This window comes from Ensifer sp. EB106-05-01-XG146, from assembly GCF_058791875.1.
In genome coordinates this window covers 529,576-547,968 of record NZ_JBYTDX010000003.1, presented here as the reverse complement: position 1 = coordinate 547,968, position 18,393 = coordinate 529,576, and the positions used below count along the sequence as shown (strand labels likewise).

Below are 18,393 nucleotides of genomic sequence, written 5' to 3'. Positions count from 1 at the left end.
TCGTCAGCTCCTCTTGTCGCCGGCGTAATAGACCCACTTCTTGGAGGACCAGAAGGCAACAAGGGTCAGCACAGTGATGATGGCGAAGAGCACCCAGGCGATAGACGAGGCGTAGCCCATGTTGAACTTCTTGAAAGCCTCGTCATAAATGTAGATCGGCAGTAGATAGGTCGCCTTGAGTGGGCCGCCCTGGGTGATGATGTAAGGGCCGTTAAACTCCTGGAACGCCTGAACCATCTGCATGATCAAGTTGAAGAAAATAACCGGCGTTAGCAGCGGTAGGGTGATCCAGAAGAAGGTGCGCACTTTGCCGGCGCCGTCGATGGCGGCCGCTTCATAAAGTGACTTGTCGATCGATTGAAGGGCGGCAAGAAAGATCACCATGGCCGAGCCGAACTGCCAGCAGCGCAGCAGCGTGATGGTGAAAAGCGCATTCACGGGATCGCCGAACCAATCGACGGGCGCGATACCAAGGGTCGAAAGCGCCATGTTCGCAAGGCCCTGCGAAGCGAAGACATAACGCCACAAAACGGCAATCGCGATCGACCCCCCAAGGATTGAAGGCACATAGAACGCCGTTCGAAAAAGACCGATGAATTTCAACCTGTGGTTTAGAATTGCAGCGATGAAGAGCGCAAAGGCGAGCTTCAAAGGCACGGTAATGAACACGTAAAGCAGCGTTACGTTCAGCGACTTGATGAAAGTCCGGTCGCGGGTAAACAGCCGCTCGTAGTTGGCGACACCTGTCCAGCGCGGCTCGCTCATCAAGTCGTAACTCGTGAAGCTGAGATAGAATGAGCCGATGAACGGAATGGCCGTGAAGATCAAGAGGCCGATAATGTAGGGCGCCAGATAGCCAAGCCCTAAAAGACGATGCCCTTTCATGCCGGCCCTCCCGGACGGCACTGCAGAGCGGCCATTTTAGATACGGTTTCGTACAAATTACGCTCCCGGAACGGCGCAGACAGGCGCAGGCTGTAGCCTCCTTCCCGTCCGCTGACCGATCTCCTCCCAGTTCGATGCGGTGCGTGCATGCATTTCTGCGATGACATTCACGTATTTTTGTCGCAGAATGAATTCACAAAGGCGAGGAAAAAGATGGACGAAATTGAAGGTGGAATTCTCTCAGCTATTCCACCGGCGGCGCTGACGCTTAATCTGACCCGCGCTGCTATCCGGATGGAGCATTCGCAGACTTGGCGCATCGACAAGTCGAACCCGGTCGACGACCTCGTCATCTGCCTTGAAGGGCGCGGCCACTATCTGGTCGACGGCGAGCCACGCGTGATGGAGCCGGGTGATGCCATGCTGATTTCGCGCGGCCAGCGCTTCATCGGATGGAGCGAGGGACCGGAGACGTATCTTGGCCTCGCCCAGCATTTCACTCTTGATATTTACGGCCGCCACAACCTGGTCGAGCAGATGGATTTGGTGCCGAAGTTGAGACTGGCGCGGTGGGGGTTGCTTGAGCCGTTGGCGCGCCACTATCGTCAAAGCGCGCCGCCCTCTTCCGTGACGCTTGGCCAGCACCACCTGTTCATGGTTCTGTTGATCGCTTTCATCGAGGATGCGTTCATCGGGTGGCGAGACCATGCCACCTACCAGCCCGAGGGGGCAGACGCGATCGATCTCGCTGTCATGAAGGCCGCAACGATGATCTCCGCCAATCCGCTCGACCCGGATATTGCGACGAAAGCGGTTGAGGCATCACCCTACAATCGCGATTATTTCCTGCGGGAATTCCAAAAGCGCGTGGCGCGCACGCCGCGCAAGTACCAGGAACTGAAACGCATGGAGCGGGCGATGCACTTTCTCGAAGCAGGGCTTTCGGTTTCCTCTGCGGCCGCGGAAGTCGGCTATCCCGACCCCTACTACTTCTCACGCATGTTCAAGCGAACTCTGGGTCTCAGTCCACGCGATCACATGAAAAGGGTTCGCCAAAGCCGAGATGGCGGCCTCATGCACCTCGACGAGCGCGAACAGGCCCTGGTACTTGCCGACGGGCTTGCGGCCGACTAGCTCGAAGTGTGTTGGCGCTAAGCCGGACAGACAAGCACCCATGTGTCTCGCCGCGATGATGTGGGAGAACATACCCGGCAATTTCGGACATGGCCCTGGTCGGCGCGCATGTCAACAACACTCTCATGTCTCGGGCATCTTGAACCTGGCGAGCGCGTCACGATCGATCTCGATGCCAAGGCCGGGTGCATCGGGGATGGCAACGACACCGTCGACCGCCTCGATCGGCGCCTTCAGCACCGCCTGCCGGAACGGATTTTCCGTCCGGTCGAACTCCAGGATCGGTTCGATCGGGTTGACCCGCACCGGATCCGGCGTCATCGCCGCCATGAACTGCAGCGCGGCAGCGATATGCACGCCCGTGCCCCAGACATGCGGCACGATGCGAACGCCGTGCAGCGTCGCAAGGCTCGTGATCTTCGCCATCTCGGAAAAACCGCCGCAGCCGCAGAGATCCGGCTGCAGGATATCGACGGCACGGCTTTCGATCGCCGGCCACATGCCATAGCGGCCATGCCAGGTCTCGCCGCCGGCAACCGGGATCGGCTGGCCGGCCCTGACCGCGCGATAGGCGGAAAGCTGTTCCGGCACGACCGGCTCCTCGAACCAGTCGATGTCGTAGTCGGCCGCCGCCTTGCCAAGCCGGATCGCCTCGGTGACGGTGTAGCCGTGGTTGGCGTCGATCATCAGCCGCATCTCGTCGCCGATCGCCTCGCGCACCGCGCGGATGACCCGCAGATCTTCGTCGATGCCGAAGCCGATCTTGATCTTGCAGGCATGGAAGCCTTGCGCCCGGCGCTCGGCCATCTCCAGCGCATTGTCGGAGACCCGGTCGACGCCATCGCGCTTGAAGCTGCCGGTCGCATAGGCGCGCACGCTCTCGCGCCAGCGCCCGCCAAGCAGCATGGAGACGGAGGCACGATAGTGTTTGCCCTTGATATCCCAGAGCGCGATATCGATGCCGGAAAGGGCGGTGACCGCAAGCCCGCGCTGCCCCTGATCGCGCAGCGCGTTGTAGAGGATCGCCCAGAGCTTTTCCGTCTGGCGCGGGTCCTGGCCGATCAGCCAGGTCGTGTACGCCGCAACCACCGCCGCATTCGGCCGCGCCGGGCCGAGGCACTCGCCCCAGCCGATCGTGCCGTCGTCGCACTCGATCTCGACCAGCACATGGGCGCGACGGTCAAAACGCATGGAGGCGCTTTCGAACGGCACGGCCAGCCGATGTTCGAGAAGGTGGGTGCGGACGGCGACGATCTTCATGGGCTATCCTCGCAAAACACTCATTTCTGACGCTTGTTCGCACCGATGAGCGCGTCGAGCATGGCGACTTCCTCCTCGGTCAAGTCTTTCAGCGGCGCACGCACCGGACCGGCATCAAAACCCTGCAGCCGCACGCCGGCCTTGATCGCCGACACCGCATAGCCCTTGGCGCGGTTGCGGATGGCCATGAACGGATAGAAGAAGTCGTTGAGGATGCGCTCGCAGGTGGCGCGCTCGCCGGCGCGAAGGGCGGCATAGAACTCATTGGCAAGGCCGGGCACGAAGTTGAAGACGGCCGAGGAATAGGTGGTGAAGCCGGCACCGAGATAGGCCTCGGCAAACAGTTCGGCCGTCGGCATGCCGCCGAGATACATCAGCCGGTCGCCCATCTTGGCGGTGACCTGGCGCACCAGCCCGATGTCGCCGGTGCCATCCTTGAAGCCGATCAGGTTCGGGCATTCGTCGCACAGCCTTGCGAGCGTATCGGCCTGCAGCACCGCGTTGTCGCGATTATAGACCATGACGCCGATGCCGACCGACTGGCAGATCGTCTTCACATGGGCATAAAGCCCTTCCTGCGGCGCATCGATCAGATAGTGCGGCAGAAGCAGGATGCCGTCGGCACCGACGCGCTCGACCGAACGAGCGATGTCGACCGCCATCTCCGTGCCATAGCCGCAGCCCGATACGATCGCCGTGTCGCCGGAAACGTCCTTGGCCGCCCTGACGATGCCGGGGATCTCGTCCGGCTTCAGCGAAAAGAACTCGCCGGTGCCACCGGCCGCAAACAGAACCGGCGCCTTGTAGCCGGCCAGCCACTCGACATGCGCCCGATAGCTGTCCGGCGCAAACCGACCCTCCGCATCGAAATGCGTCACCGGGAACGAAAGCAGGCCCGATCCAAGCGCGGCCTTGATCTGCTCAGGGTTCATAACGTTGATTTCCTCTATGGTTGATAGCCCCAGATAATCGGGATATCACACCAATGTCAATAGTCATCATACAACTCATCATACAAGTTATTTTAGCGCGCCAGCCAACCGCCATCGACATTCAACACCGCACCATGGATGTAGTTCGCAGCCGCCGAAGACAGAAACACGGTCGCACCCGCAATGTCTTCGGAGCGCCCCCAGCGGCCCGCCGGAATCCGCTCGAGTATTGCCTTGCTACGTTCAGGATCTGCCCTTAAAGCCTCGGTGTTGTTGGTCTCGATATAGCCGGGCGCAACCGCATTGACGTTGATGCCTTTTGACGCCCATTCGTTGGCGAGAAGCTTCGTGACGCCCACAACGCCATGCTTGGCGGCGGTGTAGGACGGTACGCGAATTCCGCCCTGGAAGGAAAGCAGCGACGCGATGTTGACCACCTTGCCGGACATGCCCTTCGCAAGCAGCTCCTTGGCAAAAGCCTGGGTCGTGAAGAACAGTGCCTTGAGGTTGACATCCATGACTGCATCCCAATCAGCTTCGGAAAAATCAACCGCGTCAGCGCGACGGATGATTCCGGCGTTGTTGACGAGAATGTCGAATCCCGCACCGGCAAATACTCCGGTTGCCGCCATCGGATTGGCGAAATCAAGCGCCAGTGCAGTCGCCCTTCCCCCGGCCTTGTCGATGAGCGCAAGGGTCTCGTCGGGCGCCCTGCGCGCGGCGCAGACAACCTCAGCGCCCGCCTGAGCCAGGCCAACCGCGATCGCTTGGCCAAGACCAGTATTCGCCCCTGTGACGAGAGCCTTATGTCCTTCAAGAGAAAAGAGGTTTTTCATCGCAGATCCGCCGGTTGAATGAAATCCATATCCGTGTAATCGACGTTGTCGCCGGCCATCGCCCAGATGAAGGTATAAGAGCCGATGCCCGCGCCCGAGTGGATCGACCATGGCGGCGAGATCGCGCCTTCCTCGTTGGCGATAAACAGATGCCTCGTCTGCTGTGGCTCACCCATCAGATGGAGCACGCGAGATTTTTCGTCCATACCGAAATAGAGATAGGCCTCCATGCGGCGATCATGCACGTGGGAGGGGATCGTGTTCCAAACGGAGCCGTCTTCGAGCGTTGTGTAGCCGAGCACGAGCTGGCAGCTTTCCATCACGAGCGGGTGGATGAACTGATTGATGGTCCGCTTGTTGGAGGTTTCCATCGCGCCAAGCTTGACCTCCTTGCTTTCACCGAGTGTCACAAGCCGCGCCGGCAGGCTGCGGTGCGCCGGGCAGGAGACGATGTAGAAACGTCCGCGTCCGGCAAACGTCACCGCACCAGAACCGGCCCCGAGATAGAGCACATCGCCGCGGTTGAGCGCGTATGTCTCATCACCGGCTGTCACCGTACCGGCCTCACCGATGTTCACGACACCCATTTCGCGCCGGTCAAGGAAGGACGGCGTCTTCGTTTCCTCGACCCGATCGAGCGTCAGCGCAGCACCGTTAGGAACGGCACCTCCCATAACGAAGCGATCGTAGTGCGTGTAGACCAGCCGGATCTCACCGGGGCGGAACATATCCTGCGCCAGGAAATGCTTACGCAAGCCTTCTGTATCGAGCGCTCGCGCATAGTCCGGATTAACGGCCTGCCTTGTTTCGACGGTCAGCATTCGGTCCTCCTTTGAGGTATTGCGAACAAGAGATAATACATGTAAGTCCGTATTGTATGATAACTTGTTCAAGGTCAAGACCCGAATGAAACGCCTCCTGATCACGGGCGCGGCTGGCGCGCTTGGCCGCGCCTTGCGACCGCGACTGGCGTTGCTTGCCGAAACAATCCGTCTTGCCGACATCGCACCGGCTGATGTCACCGGCCCCAACGAGGAATGGATGCACTGCGATCTCGCCGAACCATGGGCCGTCGACGCGATGGTGGCGGGCTGCGACGGTATCGTGCATCTGGGCGGGATCTCCGTCGAACGCCCGTTCGACGAGGTTGTCACCGGCAACATCGTCGGCCTCTACAATCTCTACGAGGCCGCGCGCGCCCATGGCTTGCCCCGCATCATCTTTGCAAGTTCAAACCACACGATCGGCTACTATCCGCAGACTGATCGACTTGGGCCCGATGCACCGTTTCGCCCCGACGGGCTCTATGGTGTGTCCAAATGCTTCGGTGAATCGCTCGCCCGCCTGTACTTCGACAAGTTCGGACAGGAGACAGCACTGGTGCGCATCGGCTCCTGTACAACTGAGCCGATGGACCATCGGATGCTGTCGACCTGGTTTTCTCATGGCGATTTCGCATCGCTGATCGAAGCCGCTTTCCGCTCCCCAGTGCTTGGTTGCCCGGTCATTTGGGGCGTTTCAGCAAACGACAGCTGCTGGTGGGACAATTCGCATCTGGCTTGGCTCGGCTGGAGGGCGAAAGACAACGCCGAGGCCTGGCGCGAGAAAATCGAAACGAACGCCGCGAAACCAACTCCCGACAAATCAATGGCGCGCTTTCAAGGCGGTGCCTTTACCGACAATCCTATCTTCAAGGAGTGACAATGACCTTCACCCCTCACGGCAAACACCTGGTTGCGGGCGAGTGGATCGCGACCGAGCAGACATTCAGCAGCGAACCGGCCCATGGTGCCGCGTTTGACTTTTCCGTCGGCACGCCGGATCTGGTCGACAGGGCCGCAAAATCGGCCGAGGATGCCTTCTGGTCCTATGGCCATTCAAGCCGGAAAGAGCGCGCGGCATTTCTAGAAACGATTGCCGATGAGATAGAAAGCCGCGGGGCGGCCATTACCGAGATCGGCAGTGCAGAAACCGGTCTGCCGCCCGCCCGGCTAGAAGGAGAACGTGGACGCACCACCGGCCAGCTCCGACTTTTTGCAGCCCATCTCGGAAAGGGCGACTATCTCGACAGACGCCACGATGAAGCGCTGCCGGACAGAAAGCCCCTGCCGCGCCCCGACATCCGACTGCTTCAGCGACCTGTCGGTCCGGTTGCGGTGTTCGGTGCCTCCAATTTTCCGCTGGCTTTCTCGACAATGGGCGGCGATACCGCGTCGGCTCTTGCCGCCGGGTGCCCGGTCATCGTGAAGGGCCATTCAGCCCATCCTGGGACGAGCGAAGTGGTTGCCGAGGCTGCCCACGCAGCGATCAGGAAGCAAGGGCTTCACCCCGGCGTATTCTCACTCATCCAGGGCGGTCGCCGGGACGTCGGCACTGGCCTCGTTACACATCCCCTCATCAAGGCCGTCGGCTTTACCGGCTCGCTTGCGGGTGGCCGCGCGCTTTTCGACCTATGTGCGAAGCGCCCGGAACCAATCCCCTTCTTCGGCGAACTGGGTTCGGTCAACCCGATGTTCATCCTGCCCGAAGCCGGCAAGGTCCGCTGCGAGGAAATCGCCAAGGGTTGGGCAAGCTCGTTGACGATGGGCGCCGGACAATTCTGCACCAATCCAGGCATTGCCGTGATCGCAGCAGGCGAGGCGCCAGCGTTTGCGGAAAGCGTGCGTGCGGCGCTTTCGCAGATCGGCGCACAAGTGATGTTGACGGATGGAATTGCCAAAGCGTATCGCGATGGGCGCAATCGCATTGCCTCAGGCCGCGGCGTTCGCGACGTCTTCACATCCAGCTGCGATCGGCGCAACGTCACACCCAATCTCTTCCTCGTCTCTGCACGGGACTGGCTCGCCAACCATACGCTTTCAGAAGAAGTCTTCGGCCCGCTCGGCCTCATCGTCACGGCCGAAAGCATTGAAGAACTGGTCGTCGTCGCCAGGAGTTTCGATGGCCAGCTGACTGCAACTCTTCATCTCAACGACGGAGACACCGATCTTGCACGCCAACTTATGCCGATCCTGGAGCGCAAGGCCGGCCGTCTTCTCGTGAACGGATTTCCCACGGGCGTGGAAGTCTGCGACGCCATGGTTCATGGCGGGCCCTATCCGGCCTCTACGAATTTCGGCGCGACCTCGGTCGGAACTATGGCGATCCGCAGGTTTCTGAGGCCCGTATCCTATCAGAATGTACCTGACGGGCTTTTGCCTGCTGATTTGCTATCGGATTGAGGAGCGATTGCCTCGTCCGCCATCTTTGGCGTATCCAGAGATGAAGCGGCAGGTGCCGCCACATCCTGGAACCGGGCAACCACATGACGATAGCGACTGCTTCCGATACGAACGCCCCGCAGCCCAGGACCCTGGTGGCAAAGGTTACCGACGTTCTGCGGTCCCATATCGCCGAGGGCCGCTACCGGCCCGGCGACCGCCTGCCATCAGAGGCGCAACTGACCAAGGAATTTAACGTCAGCCGCACTGTCGTAAGAGAAGCGATTGCAGCACTGCGTTCCGACGGATTGGTCGAGGCACGACATGGCGTCGGCGTTTTCGTGCTGGAGCCTGCCCCGGCCGCAAGAAATTCGTTTCACAACGTCGATCTCGCCCGCGTCTCATCATTGATCGAGATGCTGGAAATCAGAACGGCAGTCGAAGGCGATGCGGCCGGGTTGGCCGCACTTCGCCGCTCCCCGGGACAGGAAGGCAAAATTATCGAAGCGTTCGAAGCATTTCGCATCCGCGCCGAAAGTGGTGAGCCGACCGCCGAAACCGATTTTGCTTTTCATCTCGCCATTGCCGAAGCGACGAACAATCCAAGGTTTGCCGAGTTTCTCCATGTGCTCGGGCCGGCTGTCATCCCGCGCCGTGCGGTCGCCCGCGAGGGAGAGGAAGCCGCCCTTCCCTCCGTCGAGATGCGCCGGCTTCTCGATGAACACGAGGCGATACTCGACGCGGTCCAAAGCGGGGATGAGGAACAGGCTCGCGCGGCCATGCGCGATCACCTGAAGAACAGCCAGACACGATATCGCTCCATGCTGCGAACCTTGCGCTAGCACTGGTTGAGAGAGCCGCACTTGCATTCGAACAGATTACGACTAACATGCCAGACAGGTTTGAGCATGTTGGGACGAAAATGGAAGCCGTAAACACTATGGAGCGTGGCACGTCGCTTGCGGCAAAAATCAGCGCCGCGCTGCGTCGCGATCTGGCGGAAGGCGTGTTTCGCCCCGGCGACCGGCTTCCGAGCGAAAGCGCTCTGACGCGCGAGTATTCCGTCAGCCGTACAGTCGTAAGGGAAGCGATTGCCATCCTTCGCGCCGACGGGCTGGTCGAAGCGCGCAAGGGCGCCGGCATATTTGCCCTTGAGACAAAGCCGGAAAAGGAGCAGCCTTTCAAGGATTTGAAGACCGAGCGGATTTCGTCGGTCATAGAGCTTCTTGAACTTCGGACGGTTTTCGAGGTGGAATCGGCAGGGCTGGCGGCCGCGCGCCGTTCACCCGCCCAGATCGAAACCATCCTTGAGGCCCATCATCGTGTTGGCGAGTGCCTGGCAACTGGCAATCCTACGCGCGATGCGGATTTCGAGCTTCACCTGGCGATTGCGGAAGCCACGCAAAACCGGCGTTTTCCGGAGTTTCTCCAACTGATCCGTACTGGCATCATTCCGCGCGGCGAGTTGCAGGGATCTGCGCCGGGGTCGCGCCCGAAGGACTACAACCTCCATCTTCAGGAAGAGCATGGCCAGATCGTTGAGGCAATCATCGAAGGCAATGCTGAAGCGGCGCGCGAGCGCATGCGCGCCCACTTGCGGGGAAGCCTTGATCGGTACAACGCGCTCTTGCGTTCCCGCACCATGAGCCCCGACGCAATTTAATAGACGCGCAGAGTTGTCATACAGGCAAAAGGACATGTATGGTGATGTTGTCATACATCATCTATGAGGTCCGCATGTCTCTTCCTACTTTCCCCACGATTTCGACCGATACCGGCGTCACGCGCCAGGTGCTTTCAGATTCGCCTGAGCTCATGGTCGTCTCCTTTCGCTTCGAAAACGGTGCAAAAGGCAAGCTCCACCGCCACCCGCACGTGCAATCGACCTATGTGGCGCGCGGCAAATTCCGCTTCTTTCGCAATGGCCAGACCTATGAATTGAAGACTGGCGACAGCCTCGTAATCCCCGGAAACACGGAACATGGCTGCGAATGCCTGGAGGCAGGAGAGCTCATCGACTGCTTCACACCCCGCAGAGATGACTTCCTCTCCGTCAGCTCTGCTTGACACTCGACATAACCTGTGACAGGTTCAGTGAAAGTTGTCATACAGGATTGGAGCCTGTAACGCCTCACCGCAGGCGACTGACAAACGGAGGAACCATGTCAATTCGTCGCCTACGCTTCCACGGCGTGGCCGGGCAGGTCGGGACCATTGCGGTCACGTTGCTCGGCCTTCTGCTCCTGACGTTCTTCATCGGCCGCCTTATGCCTGCCGATCCGGTCCGCGCGATCGTCGGGGAGGACGCAACCCGCGAGACCTACGAACAGGTCTATCGTTCGCTCGGGCTTGATCGACCTCTTTGGGAACAATTCGCCTACTATCTTGGAGACGTTTTCACCGGCAACTTCGGAACCTCCATCCGCACGGGCCAGCCGGTCATTCAGGATATCCTGCACGTGATGCCGGCAACGATCGAGCTTGCGACCTTCGCAATCCTCATCGGAGCCGGCCTCGGCGTTCCGCTCGGAGTGCTTGCTGCCGTCAACAAGGACCGCTGGCCCGACCATGTCGTGCGCGTCTTCAGCCTGTTCGGGCACTCCATGCCGATCTTCTGGACCGGCATGATCGCGCTTATCGTCTTTTATGCTTATCTCGGCCTCGTCGGCGGCAGCGGACGCATGGACCAGTTCTATATTGGCCTTGTCGAGGAGCGGACCGGATTCCTGCTGATCGATAGCCTGATCGCCGGCGAAATGGATGTGTTTTGGTCGGCCGTCAACCACATCATCCTGCCGGCGTCGCTGCTTGGCTACTCCTCGTCCGCCTATATCACGCGCATGACCCGCAGCTTCATGCTGGATCAGCTCGGTCAGGAATATGTCACGACGGCGCGCGTCAAAGGCCTTTCTCGCAGCCAGACGATCTGGCAGCACGCCTTCATCAACATTCGGGTGCAACTGGTCACCATCATTGCGCTTGCCTATGGCTCGCTGCTCGAAGGCGCCGTGCTGATCGAGACGGTCTTCGCGTGGCCGGGCTTTGGCCAATATCTCACCAATAACCTCATTACCGGCGACATGAACGCCGTCATGACCTGCGTCCTGATCGTCGGGATCATCTTTATCGCCCTCAATCTTCTGTCCGACGTTCTCTATCGCATCTTCGACCCGAGGACACGCTGATGACCACCCAAGCTGAAACTGCGTTCCGCTTGCCGGCTCCGCTTTACGCACTCAAGAACATCGTGCGCTTCCTGTTGAAGAGCCCAACCTCGACCTTCGGTCTTGCGGTCCTAGTGCTGCTCGTCCTTGTCGCAACCTTCGCGCCGCTGATTGCCACCCATGACCCCTATGCCCAGAACCTCGCAAACACGCTGCAGGCGCCTGGAAATGGACATCTGTTCGGCACCGACGAGCTTGGTCGTGACATCTTCAGCCGCCTGGTCTGGGGCTCGCGTATCACGCTTACGATTATCTTCCTCGTCTCGATTGTCGTTGGCCCAATCGGGCTCGTCATCGGCACGACTGCCGGCTATCTCGGCGGGAAGGTCGATACCGTGATGATGCGGATCACGGACATCTTTCTCTCCTTCCCGAGCCTCATTCTTTCGCTCGCCTTCGTTGCAGCCCTGGGTCCAAGCCTGAACAACGCCATTATCGCGATTGCGCTGACCTCTTGGCCACCGATCGCACGCCTCGCGCGCGCAGAGGCAATGACCTTTCGCAAGGCGGACTACATCTCGGCAGCCAGGCTCCAGGGCGCATCGGCCACACGCATCATCGTCAAGTCGATCATGCCCATGTGCCTGCCCTCGGTGCTCATTCGCCTGACACTGAACATGGCGACCGTTATCCTGACGGCTGCCGGTCTCGGTTTTCTGGGGCTCGGCGCCCAACCTCCGCTGCCGGAATGGGGCGCGATGATTGCGACAGGCCGCAAGTACATGCTGGACAGCTGGTGGCTCGTCACCTTCCCGGGTGTCGCCATTCTTTCGGTCAGTCTCGCTTTCAACCTTCTCGGCGACGGGCTGCGCGATGCGCTCGATCCGAAGCAGATGAACCGGAGGTAGACCGATGAGCAAAGACATTCTTCAGGTCGAAAACCTCCGCATCCGCTATGGCGGCGCAGCGACCGATGCCGTGCGCGGCGTGTCCTTCACCCTCGGCCGCGAACGCCTTGGCATCGTTGGCGAGTCCGGTTCCGGCAAATCGACTGTCGGACGGGCCTTGCTGCGACTTCTGCCGGGCGCCACGATTACCGCCGACACGCTGCGCTTTGCCGAGCTTGATCTGACAGCCCTTTCGGAAAAGGAACTGCTCAAGGTTCGCGGCCGGCGCATGTCCATGATCCTTCAGGATCCGAAATTTTCTTTGAACCCTATTCGCCGGGTCGGTGACCAGGTGGCGGAAACTTATCTGCGGCATTTCAATTGCACCAAGGCGGAGGCGCGTGAAAAGGCGCTCGCCATGCTGTCGGCAGTCAAGATCCGCGACCCGGAGCGCGTTTATGACCAGTATCCGCACGAGATATCCGGCGGCATGGGGCAGCGCGTGATGATTGCCATGATGCTGCTTGCCGATCCCGAGCTCGTCATCGCCGACGAACCGACCTCGGCACTCGACGTCACGGTGCGACTTCAGGTGTTGAACATTCTCGATGGGCTGGTGCGGGATCGCGGCATCGGGCTCATCATGATCAGTCACGACTTGAACCTTGTACGCAACTTCTGCGATCGCGTACTCATCATGTATGCCGGCCGTATCGTTGAAACGCTGGCCGCCTGCGATCTCGACAAGGCCCAACATCCCTACACCCGTGGCCTGCTGGCAGCTCAGCCGCGGATCGGCGGCCCACGCGCACCGCTCCGCGTGCTCGATCGCCGTCCCGAATGGCTGGAGGAGAAAGCCTGATGTCCGTCTCTATCGAAGTTCGCGATGTCTCTATCACCTTCGGTAGCGGTCCCACCGCGGTCAAGGTGTTGCCAACCGTCACCTTCTCCGTGGCGCCGGGCGAATGCTTCGGCCTCGTCGGCGAAAGCGGATCAGGCAAGTCCACGGTCCTGCGTTGCATCTCTATGCTGACCGACATCTGGACCGGCGACGTACTGATCGGCGGCAGGTCGGTGCGTGACATGCCGCTGATTGAGCGTTGCCGCACGCTGCAGATGGTCTTCCAGGATCCCTACGGTTCGCTGCATCCACGCCAATCGGTTCGCACGGTGCTGAACGAGCCTCTCGTCATCCACAAGCTCGGCGACCGGGAGGAGCGCATACGCAAGGCAATCACGGATGTGGGGCTGCCGGTCTCCTTCCTCGATCGTTTCCCCCACCAGCTCTCGGGCGGCCAGCGCCAGCGTGTTGCGATCGCGCGGGCGCTGATCCTCGAACCTTCCCTGCTGCTCCTCGACGAGCCGACGTCGGCGCTCGATGTTTCGGTGCAGGCGGAAATCCTGAACCTGCTTCAGCGTCTGCGTGAGGAGCGCGGCTTCACCTACATCATGGTGACGCACGATCTGGCCGTCGTGGACCATATGTGCGACCGTTTCGCGGTCATGTTGCGCGGAGAAATCACCGAAGTGCTGCCGCGCGAGGCGATCCCCGGCAACCAGGCAACCCACGCTTACGCGCGTGAGCTGATCGGCGCCTCGCTGGAGTACGAAGGCTCGCACTGAGCAAGCCGCATCTCCTCCCCAAAGAAGACTCCTCCTCCCCAACTCGCCCGGTCCTGTGCCGGGCTTTTCCTTGCCTGATGGCCCCGGTTGAGGACTATCGGGTGTCTGAGCTTGCCAATGATCCCGGGTGCACGCCTGCGACCTTTTCGGCGAGTGCAGCCCGGGCATGTGAACCTGGCCGCGGCACGCTTGCCAATCGCTGCCCCTCCCCAGACGTACCGGTGATGAAGGTCTTCGCGAGGCGAGGGCGATGGGTAGGCAACCACGCAAATCCGCACAGATGAGGAATACTTCGGCTTCAAGCGAGAGGAAACCGAACAGCGGCAGCCACGGGGTGACGTTGCCGATTTCGTTCGGCAACGCGTTGGCGCCCGGCCGACGGCACTTTTCAATGCAAAAAGAAGGCGCATGGTCACATGCGCCTTCTTTCCTTCATTTTATTAATTCCTGGAGCCGATCACCGCTCCTTGGTGACACCTTCGAAGCGCGAGAGCCAGGGGCTGACGATCATCCCTTTCACGTCGCTGCGGTACGCGGCCGTGTCGACCACTTCCGAGAAGGGTTGGATCGACATGACGACCTCGTCCATGTACTGCTGCACGCCCTCGTAGAGCTTGGCCTGCTTGGCCTGGTCGCGCTCAACCAGGGCCTCTTCGATCATCTTGTTCAGCTTCTCGTCATAGAAGCTGGTGCGCCAGCTCTGATAGTTGGTGAGCTTGGCATCGTCCGAATTGTCGGGATTGTAGGCGATAGAGCGTAAATTGTTGTCGGGGTGCGGCTGCTGGCCACCGCCGCCGCGGCCGAGAAGCAGTTCAAAGTTCCGTTCACGCATCGCGCCGTAGATCTGGTCGCCCGAACCGCTGATGAGCTCCGCCTGGATGCCAGCCTGGCTCAGCGTGTTCTGGATGGCCGTCGCAGCCTTCATGAAAGGATCTTCAGACAGCACACGCAACGTCGTCTTAAAGCCGTCCGGGTAGCCTGCCTCGGCAAGCAGCGCCTTTGCCTTGGCCACATCCAGTTTGTAGCCTTCGTCCGGCAGCGCGCCGAGGACGCCTGTCGACAAGGGCCGCTGATGCAGCTTGCCGTAGTAGGGCATGACAGCCTTGTCGAGACCCTCGTAATCGATCAGGTAGCGCAGTGCTTCACGCACTTTCTTGTTGGCGAAGCGCTCATCCTTCATCGAGACGCTGAGGTAGTAAAAACCCGAGCCTGGTGTCGATGCGATGGCGATCGCCTCATCGGCCTCGAGCGACTTCAGGTCCGGCGCCTGCAAGGAATAGGCAACGTCAATGTCGCCTTTTTCCAGAAGCAGCCGCTGCGACTGCGATTCCGGCAGATGGCGCATCAGCACCCGCTTCATTGCGGCCTTTTCACCCCAGTAGTCGTCGTTGCGCGTGAGGATGATGTACTCGTTCGATTTCCACTGCGTGAGCGTGAATGGGCCGGAACCGGCGGAGTTCAGGGTCAGCCAGGCGGCGCCAAGATCGCCGTCCTTCTCGTTTTCGAGAACCGTCTTGCTGTCGAAGATGGAGCCAGGTCCGTTCTGCGCAAGGATCATCAGCAGCAGGTTCGGGTCGTCGGGTTTCGGAAGATTGATAACGAAGGTGTGGTCGTCTTCGGCGACGAAGGCTTTGTCGGCTTCTTCGAGCGTGAAGCCCCTTGTTTTCAGGAAAGAAGACTGCGCGAGATTACGCGCAAGCAGGCGCTTCAGGCTCCAGGCAACATCCTGAGCCGTGACGGGATTGCCCGACGCAAATTTCGCATCGCTACGCAGGTGAAAACGAATTGAATTGCGATCGGCGGAGACCTCCCAGCGCTCGGCAAGGCGTGGCTGGACACTGCGGTCCTTCGGCGAAAGGATGACCAGCGTATCGTAGATGTTGTTGAGGACCTGTACGGTCTCGCGGCCAGTGATGGCAGCGGGATCGAGCGTCAGGATGTTGCTCATTGTCGTTGCGACGACGAGTTGATCTTCCGGAGTTTCGGCGAACACGCCGTGTGGCGTTGAAGCGATGAGAAGCGCGCCGAACGCGACCGTTGCTAGAAAGCGTTTCATGTTTCCTCCTATTGCGGCCGCCCATGCGGGAGTTCGGCCTTCCGGTTACAAGTTCTGCCCCACCTGTTCCTCCACAGGCACCAGGACAGATCAGCCAAGAATTTCGGCAACGGGTGCTGCGAGCGCCCGGCCAATCGCCGCCGTGGCAGCGGCTTCCAGATGGACCCCATCGACCCGCGAGGCGTGTGCGACAGAGCCGGCATCAAAGAAGGCGTGTCCAAGTTCATCTGCGAGCTTGCGGTAGAGCGGAGAAAGCCGCTCTGATTCAGCAATGCTGCGTCCCGCCGCTGGCACCCCGCCCGGACCGGCGCAACAGGGTGGAGGGGCGACGATCAGCATTTTTGGCCTCGCACCACTTGGCTTGTAGGGAAAAGTGTCGATGATTTGCGCCAACCGGCGCACGCCGGAGACCGCTCCCTCCGCCCGCCCGCCATGCACGGGCTTGATGTCATTTGTACCGAGCATCACGATGATGAGGTCGAGCGGCATGTGGCTTGCGAGCGCCACTTGCAGCGCCTTGGCCCCATTGCGGCACGCCGGTCCACCATGGTCGTCATAGCAGGTTGTGCGGCCACCAAGTCCTTCGGGAATGACCTTTGCCGCACCGTTGAGTTCACGCGAGAGCACCTCGGGCCAGCGGCCTTCAGGCGGATGGCGTAGCCCGGTCTGTGGATCCGCTCCCCACGTCAGGCTGTCTCCAAAAGCGAGAATGTTTTTCATGAAAGATACCCCGCTTCTCACCGCACGCGGTTGTTCTCGATGAACTCGAAGTTGATATCCTCGCCGAGCCCCGGCCGAGCTGGGACATGGACATAGCCCTCGCGATCCATTGGATCGGACAATGACTTTAGGTAGTCGTGCCCGTCGTCGTATTCGAGGAACGGGTGAAGCAGCCCGCGTTCGTACCAGCGGCAATTCTTCGTCGCCGCGACGACATGCAAGTTCATCGCCGTATTGCCGTGTACCTCGCACTCCATCCCGAAGGCCTCGGCAAGATGCATCGTTTTTAATGCCGGCGTGATGCCGCCCACGTCATTCACCCCGGTCCGCAAGATGTCGCAGGCGCCCGCCTTGATCCATTCGGCACGGTGCCAATGCTTGCCGCCAGCGCTTTCCGGACCAACGACGGGGATATCGAGATTGTCGGCCAGCCACTTGTAGGAAGACAGCGACTGCTCATCCATCGGCTCTTCGATCCAATCGAAGCCGAGCTTTTCCAGTCCCCGCCCCAACTCGAGCGCATCCGTGCGCGAGTACCAATGAAAGGCGTCGATCATCAGGCGGATATTCGGTCCGACGGCTTCGCGCACGGCCGCACAGGCCTTGATGTCCATTTTCACATCCGGCGCCCAGCTGACAGGCGGCATCCAGGTGTGCAACTTGATGCCCTTATAGCCGCGCTTGACGAGAGCTTCGGCAAAGCGACCATAGTCTTCAGGTGTTGCGAGCCCCCCTTCCAGTTCGTCGCCGCACATGATGGAACCGTAGGCCAACACCTTATCGCGATAGCCGCCCACCAACTTGTATACAGGTTGCTTCAAACTCCGCCCGGCGAGGTCCCAAAGGGCGCAGTCGACCACCGCGAGCGTGCGATCCGTCAACTGCGCGGCCGATCCGCGTTGCCAATGGGCAAGGTCCTGCCAAAGCCGCTCGCGATCTCGGTGGTCCTGGCCAATCAGGACTTTCTTGACGAATTTGTCGATGACATGCGACCGCACGATTTCCGGCGCCGTGAAGGAATGCCCCTCATGGCCGTCCTCCGTGCGAACAGTCAGCATAGCTTGCTCTACCTGGTGCGGCGGGCCTGGATGCGCGTGACCGGCGCTGTCCGAATGGCGGCGCGTGGTCGTGCGGAAAACCCGCACTTCGACGTCAGTGATGATCATTGGTCCTCCGGCATGTGAAAGGCGCGGCCTCGCCACACCAACTTGTCTAGGGCTAGATTAGACAGATATCAGTCAACCTGTCAAACCTGTATGACATGTTTTTAGAATATACCTGATAAGGACCCGGCCATCCTGTGATTTCGCATAGATCGGGACGCAAGCCATGATGCGAGCGGAGCGACAACTTCGTGCTTCAGCAGGGCGAGCGACCGGCCAACGTGTGAGATCAACATTGACGTGCCGAAAGAGGGGAACATGCGCAACAGCAACGGAAACGACCGTCTACTCGCGGGCCGGGTAGGTTTCCAGTCAGCCCCCGAGGATCCAGACGTGAAATTGCCCTCGATTGGAAATCGCGCTGGCTTGTAGCAACGCTCGGCAGACCCGTCCTGATCCGGGTTTCTTCACGGTTACGCACCGCTGAGCAGGGCTTCTGGTAGAAATCGAAGGCTGTGTCACCGGCAGCGCCACAGTGGGGGACCCCATTCCTTCACGACACGCTTTGGAAGCACAAATGCGGCGGCGAGACT

General features: G+C 60.3%; 18 protein-coding genes. 10 read left to right on the top strand and 8 right to left on the bottom strand.

Features of this window, described 5'->3' with window-relative positions; all coding sequences use genetic code 11:
- Positions 1 to 3: 3 nt before the first annotated feature.
- The gene (locus tag AC3WVQ_RS31305) at positions 4 to 885 is read right to left on the bottom strand and encodes a carbohydrate ABC transporter permease (protein WP_192444525.1); all 882 of its coding nucleotides are present in this window, start codon (positions 883 to 885) and stop codon (positions 4 to 6) included.
- Positions 886 to 1,098: 213 nt separating this feature from the next.
- Between AC3WVQ_RS31305 and AC3WVQ_RS31300 the strand changes: the two genes are divergently transcribed.
- Entirely contained in the window at positions 1,099 to 2,019 is a 921-nt protein-coding gene (locus AC3WVQ_RS31300; RefSeq protein WP_060609433.1) for a helix-turn-helix domain-containing protein, read from the top strand.
- A 123-nt stretch (positions 2,020 to 2,142) separates the two neighbouring features.
- On the opposite strand, the gene AC3WVQ_RS31295 is transcribed toward AC3WVQ_RS31300, so the two are convergent.
- From AC3WVQ_RS31295 to kduI, 4 genes are all read right to left on the bottom strand, one after another.
- The gene (locus AC3WVQ_RS31295) at positions 2,143 to 3,279 is read right to left on the bottom strand and encodes a mandelate racemase/muconate lactonizing enzyme family protein (protein WP_192444526.1); all 1,137 of its coding nucleotides are present in this window, start codon (positions 3,277 to 3,279) and stop codon (positions 2,143 to 2,145) included.
- Between the two features lie 20 nt (positions 3,280 to 3,299).
- On the bottom strand, positions 3,300 to 4,211 hold the full coding sequence (kdgD, locus tag AC3WVQ_RS31290; RefSeq protein ID WP_089046333.1) for a 5-dehydro-4-deoxyglucarate dehydratase: 912 nt from the start codon (positions 4,209 to 4,211) through the stop codon (positions 3,300 to 3,302).
- 92 nt (positions 4,212 to 4,303) lie between these two features.
- On the bottom strand, positions 4,304 to 5,047 hold the full coding sequence (gene kduD / locus AC3WVQ_RS31285) for a 2-dehydro-3-deoxy-D-gluconate 5-dehydrogenase KduD (protein WP_060529547.1): 744 nt from the start codon (positions 5,045 to 5,047) through the stop codon (positions 4,304 to 4,306).
- Positions 5,044 to 5,868 carry a 5-dehydro-4-deoxy-D-glucuronate isomerase gene (kduI, locus tag AC3WVQ_RS31280; protein ID WP_112985852.1) on the bottom strand — a complete coding sequence of 275 codons (825 nt, stop codon included), beginning with the start codon at positions 5,866 to 5,868 and terminating at the stop codon, positions 5,044 to 5,046. Before kduI ends, kduD begins: the two co-directional genes overlap by 4 nt.
- A gap of 85 nt (positions 5,869 to 5,953) precedes the next feature.
- Between kduI and AC3WVQ_RS31275 the strand changes: the two genes are divergently transcribed.
- From AC3WVQ_RS31275 to AC3WVQ_RS31235, 9 genes are all read left to right on the top strand, one after another.
- A complete protein-coding gene (locus tag AC3WVQ_RS31275) occupies positions 5,954 to 6,748 on the top strand; it encodes an NAD-dependent epimerase/dehydratase family protein (protein WP_192444527.1) in 795 nt (264 codons plus the stop codon).
- Positions 6,749 to 6,750: 2 nt separating this feature from the next.
- The gene (locus tag AC3WVQ_RS31270) at positions 6,751 to 8,268 is read left to right on the top strand and encodes an aldehyde dehydrogenase (NADP(+)) (protein WP_089046267.1); all 1,518 of its coding nucleotides are present in this window, start codon (positions 6,751 to 6,753) and stop codon (positions 8,266 to 8,268) included.
- Between the two features lie 83 nt (positions 8,269 to 8,351).
- A complete protein-coding gene (locus tag AC3WVQ_RS31265) occupies positions 8,352 to 9,089 on the top strand; it encodes a FadR/GntR family transcriptional regulator (protein ID WP_060516792.1) in 738 nt (245 codons plus the stop codon).
- Between the two features lie 80 nt (positions 9,090 to 9,169).
- A complete protein-coding gene (locus AC3WVQ_RS31260; RefSeq protein WP_034801882.1) occupies positions 9,170 to 9,910 on the top strand; it encodes a FadR/GntR family transcriptional regulator in 741 nt (246 codons plus the stop codon).
- Between the two features lie 44 nt (positions 9,911 to 9,954).
- Positions 9,955 to 10,314: a cupin domain-containing protein gene (locus AC3WVQ_RS31255; RefSeq protein ID WP_492383435.1), complete on the top strand. Its 360-nt coding sequence runs from the start codon at positions 9,955 to 9,957 to the stop codon at positions 10,312 to 10,314.
- A gap of 95 nt (positions 10,315 to 10,409) precedes the next feature.
- Entirely contained in the window at positions 10,410 to 11,432 is a 1,023-nt protein-coding gene (locus AC3WVQ_RS31250) for an ABC transporter permease (protein WP_043619645.1), read from the top strand.
- Positions 11,432 to 12,319, top strand: a complete 888-nt coding sequence (locus tag AC3WVQ_RS31245) for an ABC transporter permease (RefSeq protein ID WP_034801886.1) — start codon at positions 11,432 to 11,434, stop codon at positions 12,317 to 12,319. The genes AC3WVQ_RS31250 and AC3WVQ_RS31245 overlap by 1 nt, the downstream gene beginning before the upstream one ends.
- Before the next feature lie 4 nt (positions 12,320 to 12,323).
- Positions 12,324 to 13,160: an ABC transporter ATP-binding protein gene (locus AC3WVQ_RS31240; protein WP_060610052.1), complete on the top strand. Its 837-nt coding sequence runs from the start codon at positions 12,324 to 12,326 to the stop codon at positions 13,158 to 13,160.
- Complete coding sequence (locus AC3WVQ_RS31235; protein ID WP_034801890.1) at positions 13,160 to 13,921, top strand: ABC transporter ATP-binding protein; 762 nt, start codon at positions 13,160 to 13,162, stop codon at positions 13,919 to 13,921. Before AC3WVQ_RS31240 ends, AC3WVQ_RS31235 begins: the two co-directional genes overlap by 1 nt.
- A 457-nt stretch (positions 13,922 to 14,378) precedes the next feature.
- On the opposite strand, the gene AC3WVQ_RS31230 is transcribed toward AC3WVQ_RS31235, so the two are convergent.
- The 3 genes from AC3WVQ_RS31230 to AC3WVQ_RS31220 form a co-directional block, all read right to left on the bottom strand.
- Positions 14,379 to 15,977 carry an ABC transporter substrate-binding protein gene (locus AC3WVQ_RS31230; RefSeq protein ID WP_089046266.1) on the bottom strand — a complete coding sequence of 533 codons (1,599 nt, stop codon included), beginning with the start codon at positions 15,975 to 15,977 and terminating at the stop codon, positions 14,379 to 14,381.
- Between the two features lie 90 nt (positions 15,978 to 16,067).
- Positions 16,068 to 16,697 (bottom strand): SGNH/GDSL hydrolase family protein, encoded by a 630-nt coding sequence (locus AC3WVQ_RS31225; RefSeq protein ID WP_192357274.1) that lies wholly within the window; start codon positions 16,695 to 16,697, stop codon positions 16,068 to 16,070.
- Between the two features lie 17 nt (positions 16,698 to 16,714).
- Positions 16,715 to 17,863, bottom strand: coding sequence for a mandelate racemase family protein (locus AC3WVQ_RS31220; RefSeq protein ID WP_060516797.1), 1,149 nt, complete (start codon positions 17,861 to 17,863; stop codon positions 16,715 to 16,717).
- Positions 17,864 to 18,393 lie beyond the last annotated feature (530 nt).

Coding starts and splice junctions, on each gene's coding strand:
- kduD (WP_060529547.1), bottom strand. CDS start 5,047: ATGAAAAACCTCTTTTCTCTTGAAGGACATAAGGCTCTCGTCACAGGG.
- AC3WVQ_RS31265 (WP_060516792.1), top strand. CDS start 8,352: ATGACGATAGCGACTGCTTCCGATACGAACGCCCCGCAGCCCAGGACC.
- kdgD (WP_089046333.1), bottom strand. CDS start 4,211: ATGAACCCTGAGCAGATCAAGGCCGCGCTTGGATCGGGCCTGCTTTCG.
- kduI (WP_112985852.1), bottom strand. CDS start 5,868: ATGCTGACCGTCGAAACAAGGCAGGCCGTTAATCCGGACTATGCGCGA.
- AC3WVQ_RS31270 (WP_089046267.1), top strand. CDS start 6,751: ATGACCTTCACCCCTCACGGCAAACACCTGGTTGCGGGCGAGTGGATC.
- AC3WVQ_RS31240 (WP_060610052.1), top strand. CDS start 12,324: ATGAGCAAAGACATTCTTCAGGTCGAAAACCTCCGCATCCGCTATGGC.
- AC3WVQ_RS31305 (WP_192444525.1), bottom strand. CDS start 885: ATGAAAGGGCATCGTCTTTTAGGGCTTGGCTATCTGGCGCCCTACATT.
- AC3WVQ_RS31220 (WP_060516797.1), bottom strand. CDS start 17,863: ATGATCATCACTGACGTCGAAGTGCGGGTTTTCCGCACGACCACGCGC.
- AC3WVQ_RS31250 (WP_043619645.1), top strand. CDS start 10,410: ATGTCAATTCGTCGCCTACGCTTCCACGGCGTGGCCGGGCAGGTCGGG.
- AC3WVQ_RS31295 (WP_192444526.1), bottom strand. CDS start 3,279: ATGAAGATCGTCGCCGTCCGCACCCACCTTCTCGAACATCGGCTGGCC.
- AC3WVQ_RS31230 (WP_089046266.1), bottom strand. CDS start 15,977: ATGAAACGCTTTCTAGCAACGGTCGCGTTCGGCGCGCTTCTCATCGCT.
- AC3WVQ_RS31225 (WP_192357274.1), bottom strand. CDS start 16,697: ATGAAAAACATTCTCGCTTTTGGAGACAGCCTGACGTGGGGAGCGGAT.
- AC3WVQ_RS31255 (WP_492383435.1), top strand. CDS start 9,955: ATGTTGTCATACATCATCTATGAGGTCCGCATGTCTCTTCCTACTTTC.
- AC3WVQ_RS31260 (WP_034801882.1), top strand. CDS start 9,170: ATGGAAGCCGTAAACACTATGGAGCGTGGCACGTCGCTTGCGGCAAAA.
- AC3WVQ_RS31235 (WP_034801890.1), top strand. CDS start 13,160: ATGTCCGTCTCTATCGAAGTTCGCGATGTCTCTATCACCTTCGGTAGC.
- AC3WVQ_RS31275 (WP_192444527.1), top strand. CDS start 5,954: ATGAAACGCCTCCTGATCACGGGCGCGGCTGGCGCGCTTGGCCGCGCC.
- AC3WVQ_RS31300 (WP_060609433.1), top strand. CDS start 1,099: ATGGACGAAATTGAAGGTGGAATTCTCTCAGCTATTCCACCGGCGGCG.
- AC3WVQ_RS31245 (WP_034801886.1), top strand. CDS start 11,432: ATGACCACCCAAGCTGAAACTGCGTTCCGCTTGCCGGCTCCGCTTTAC.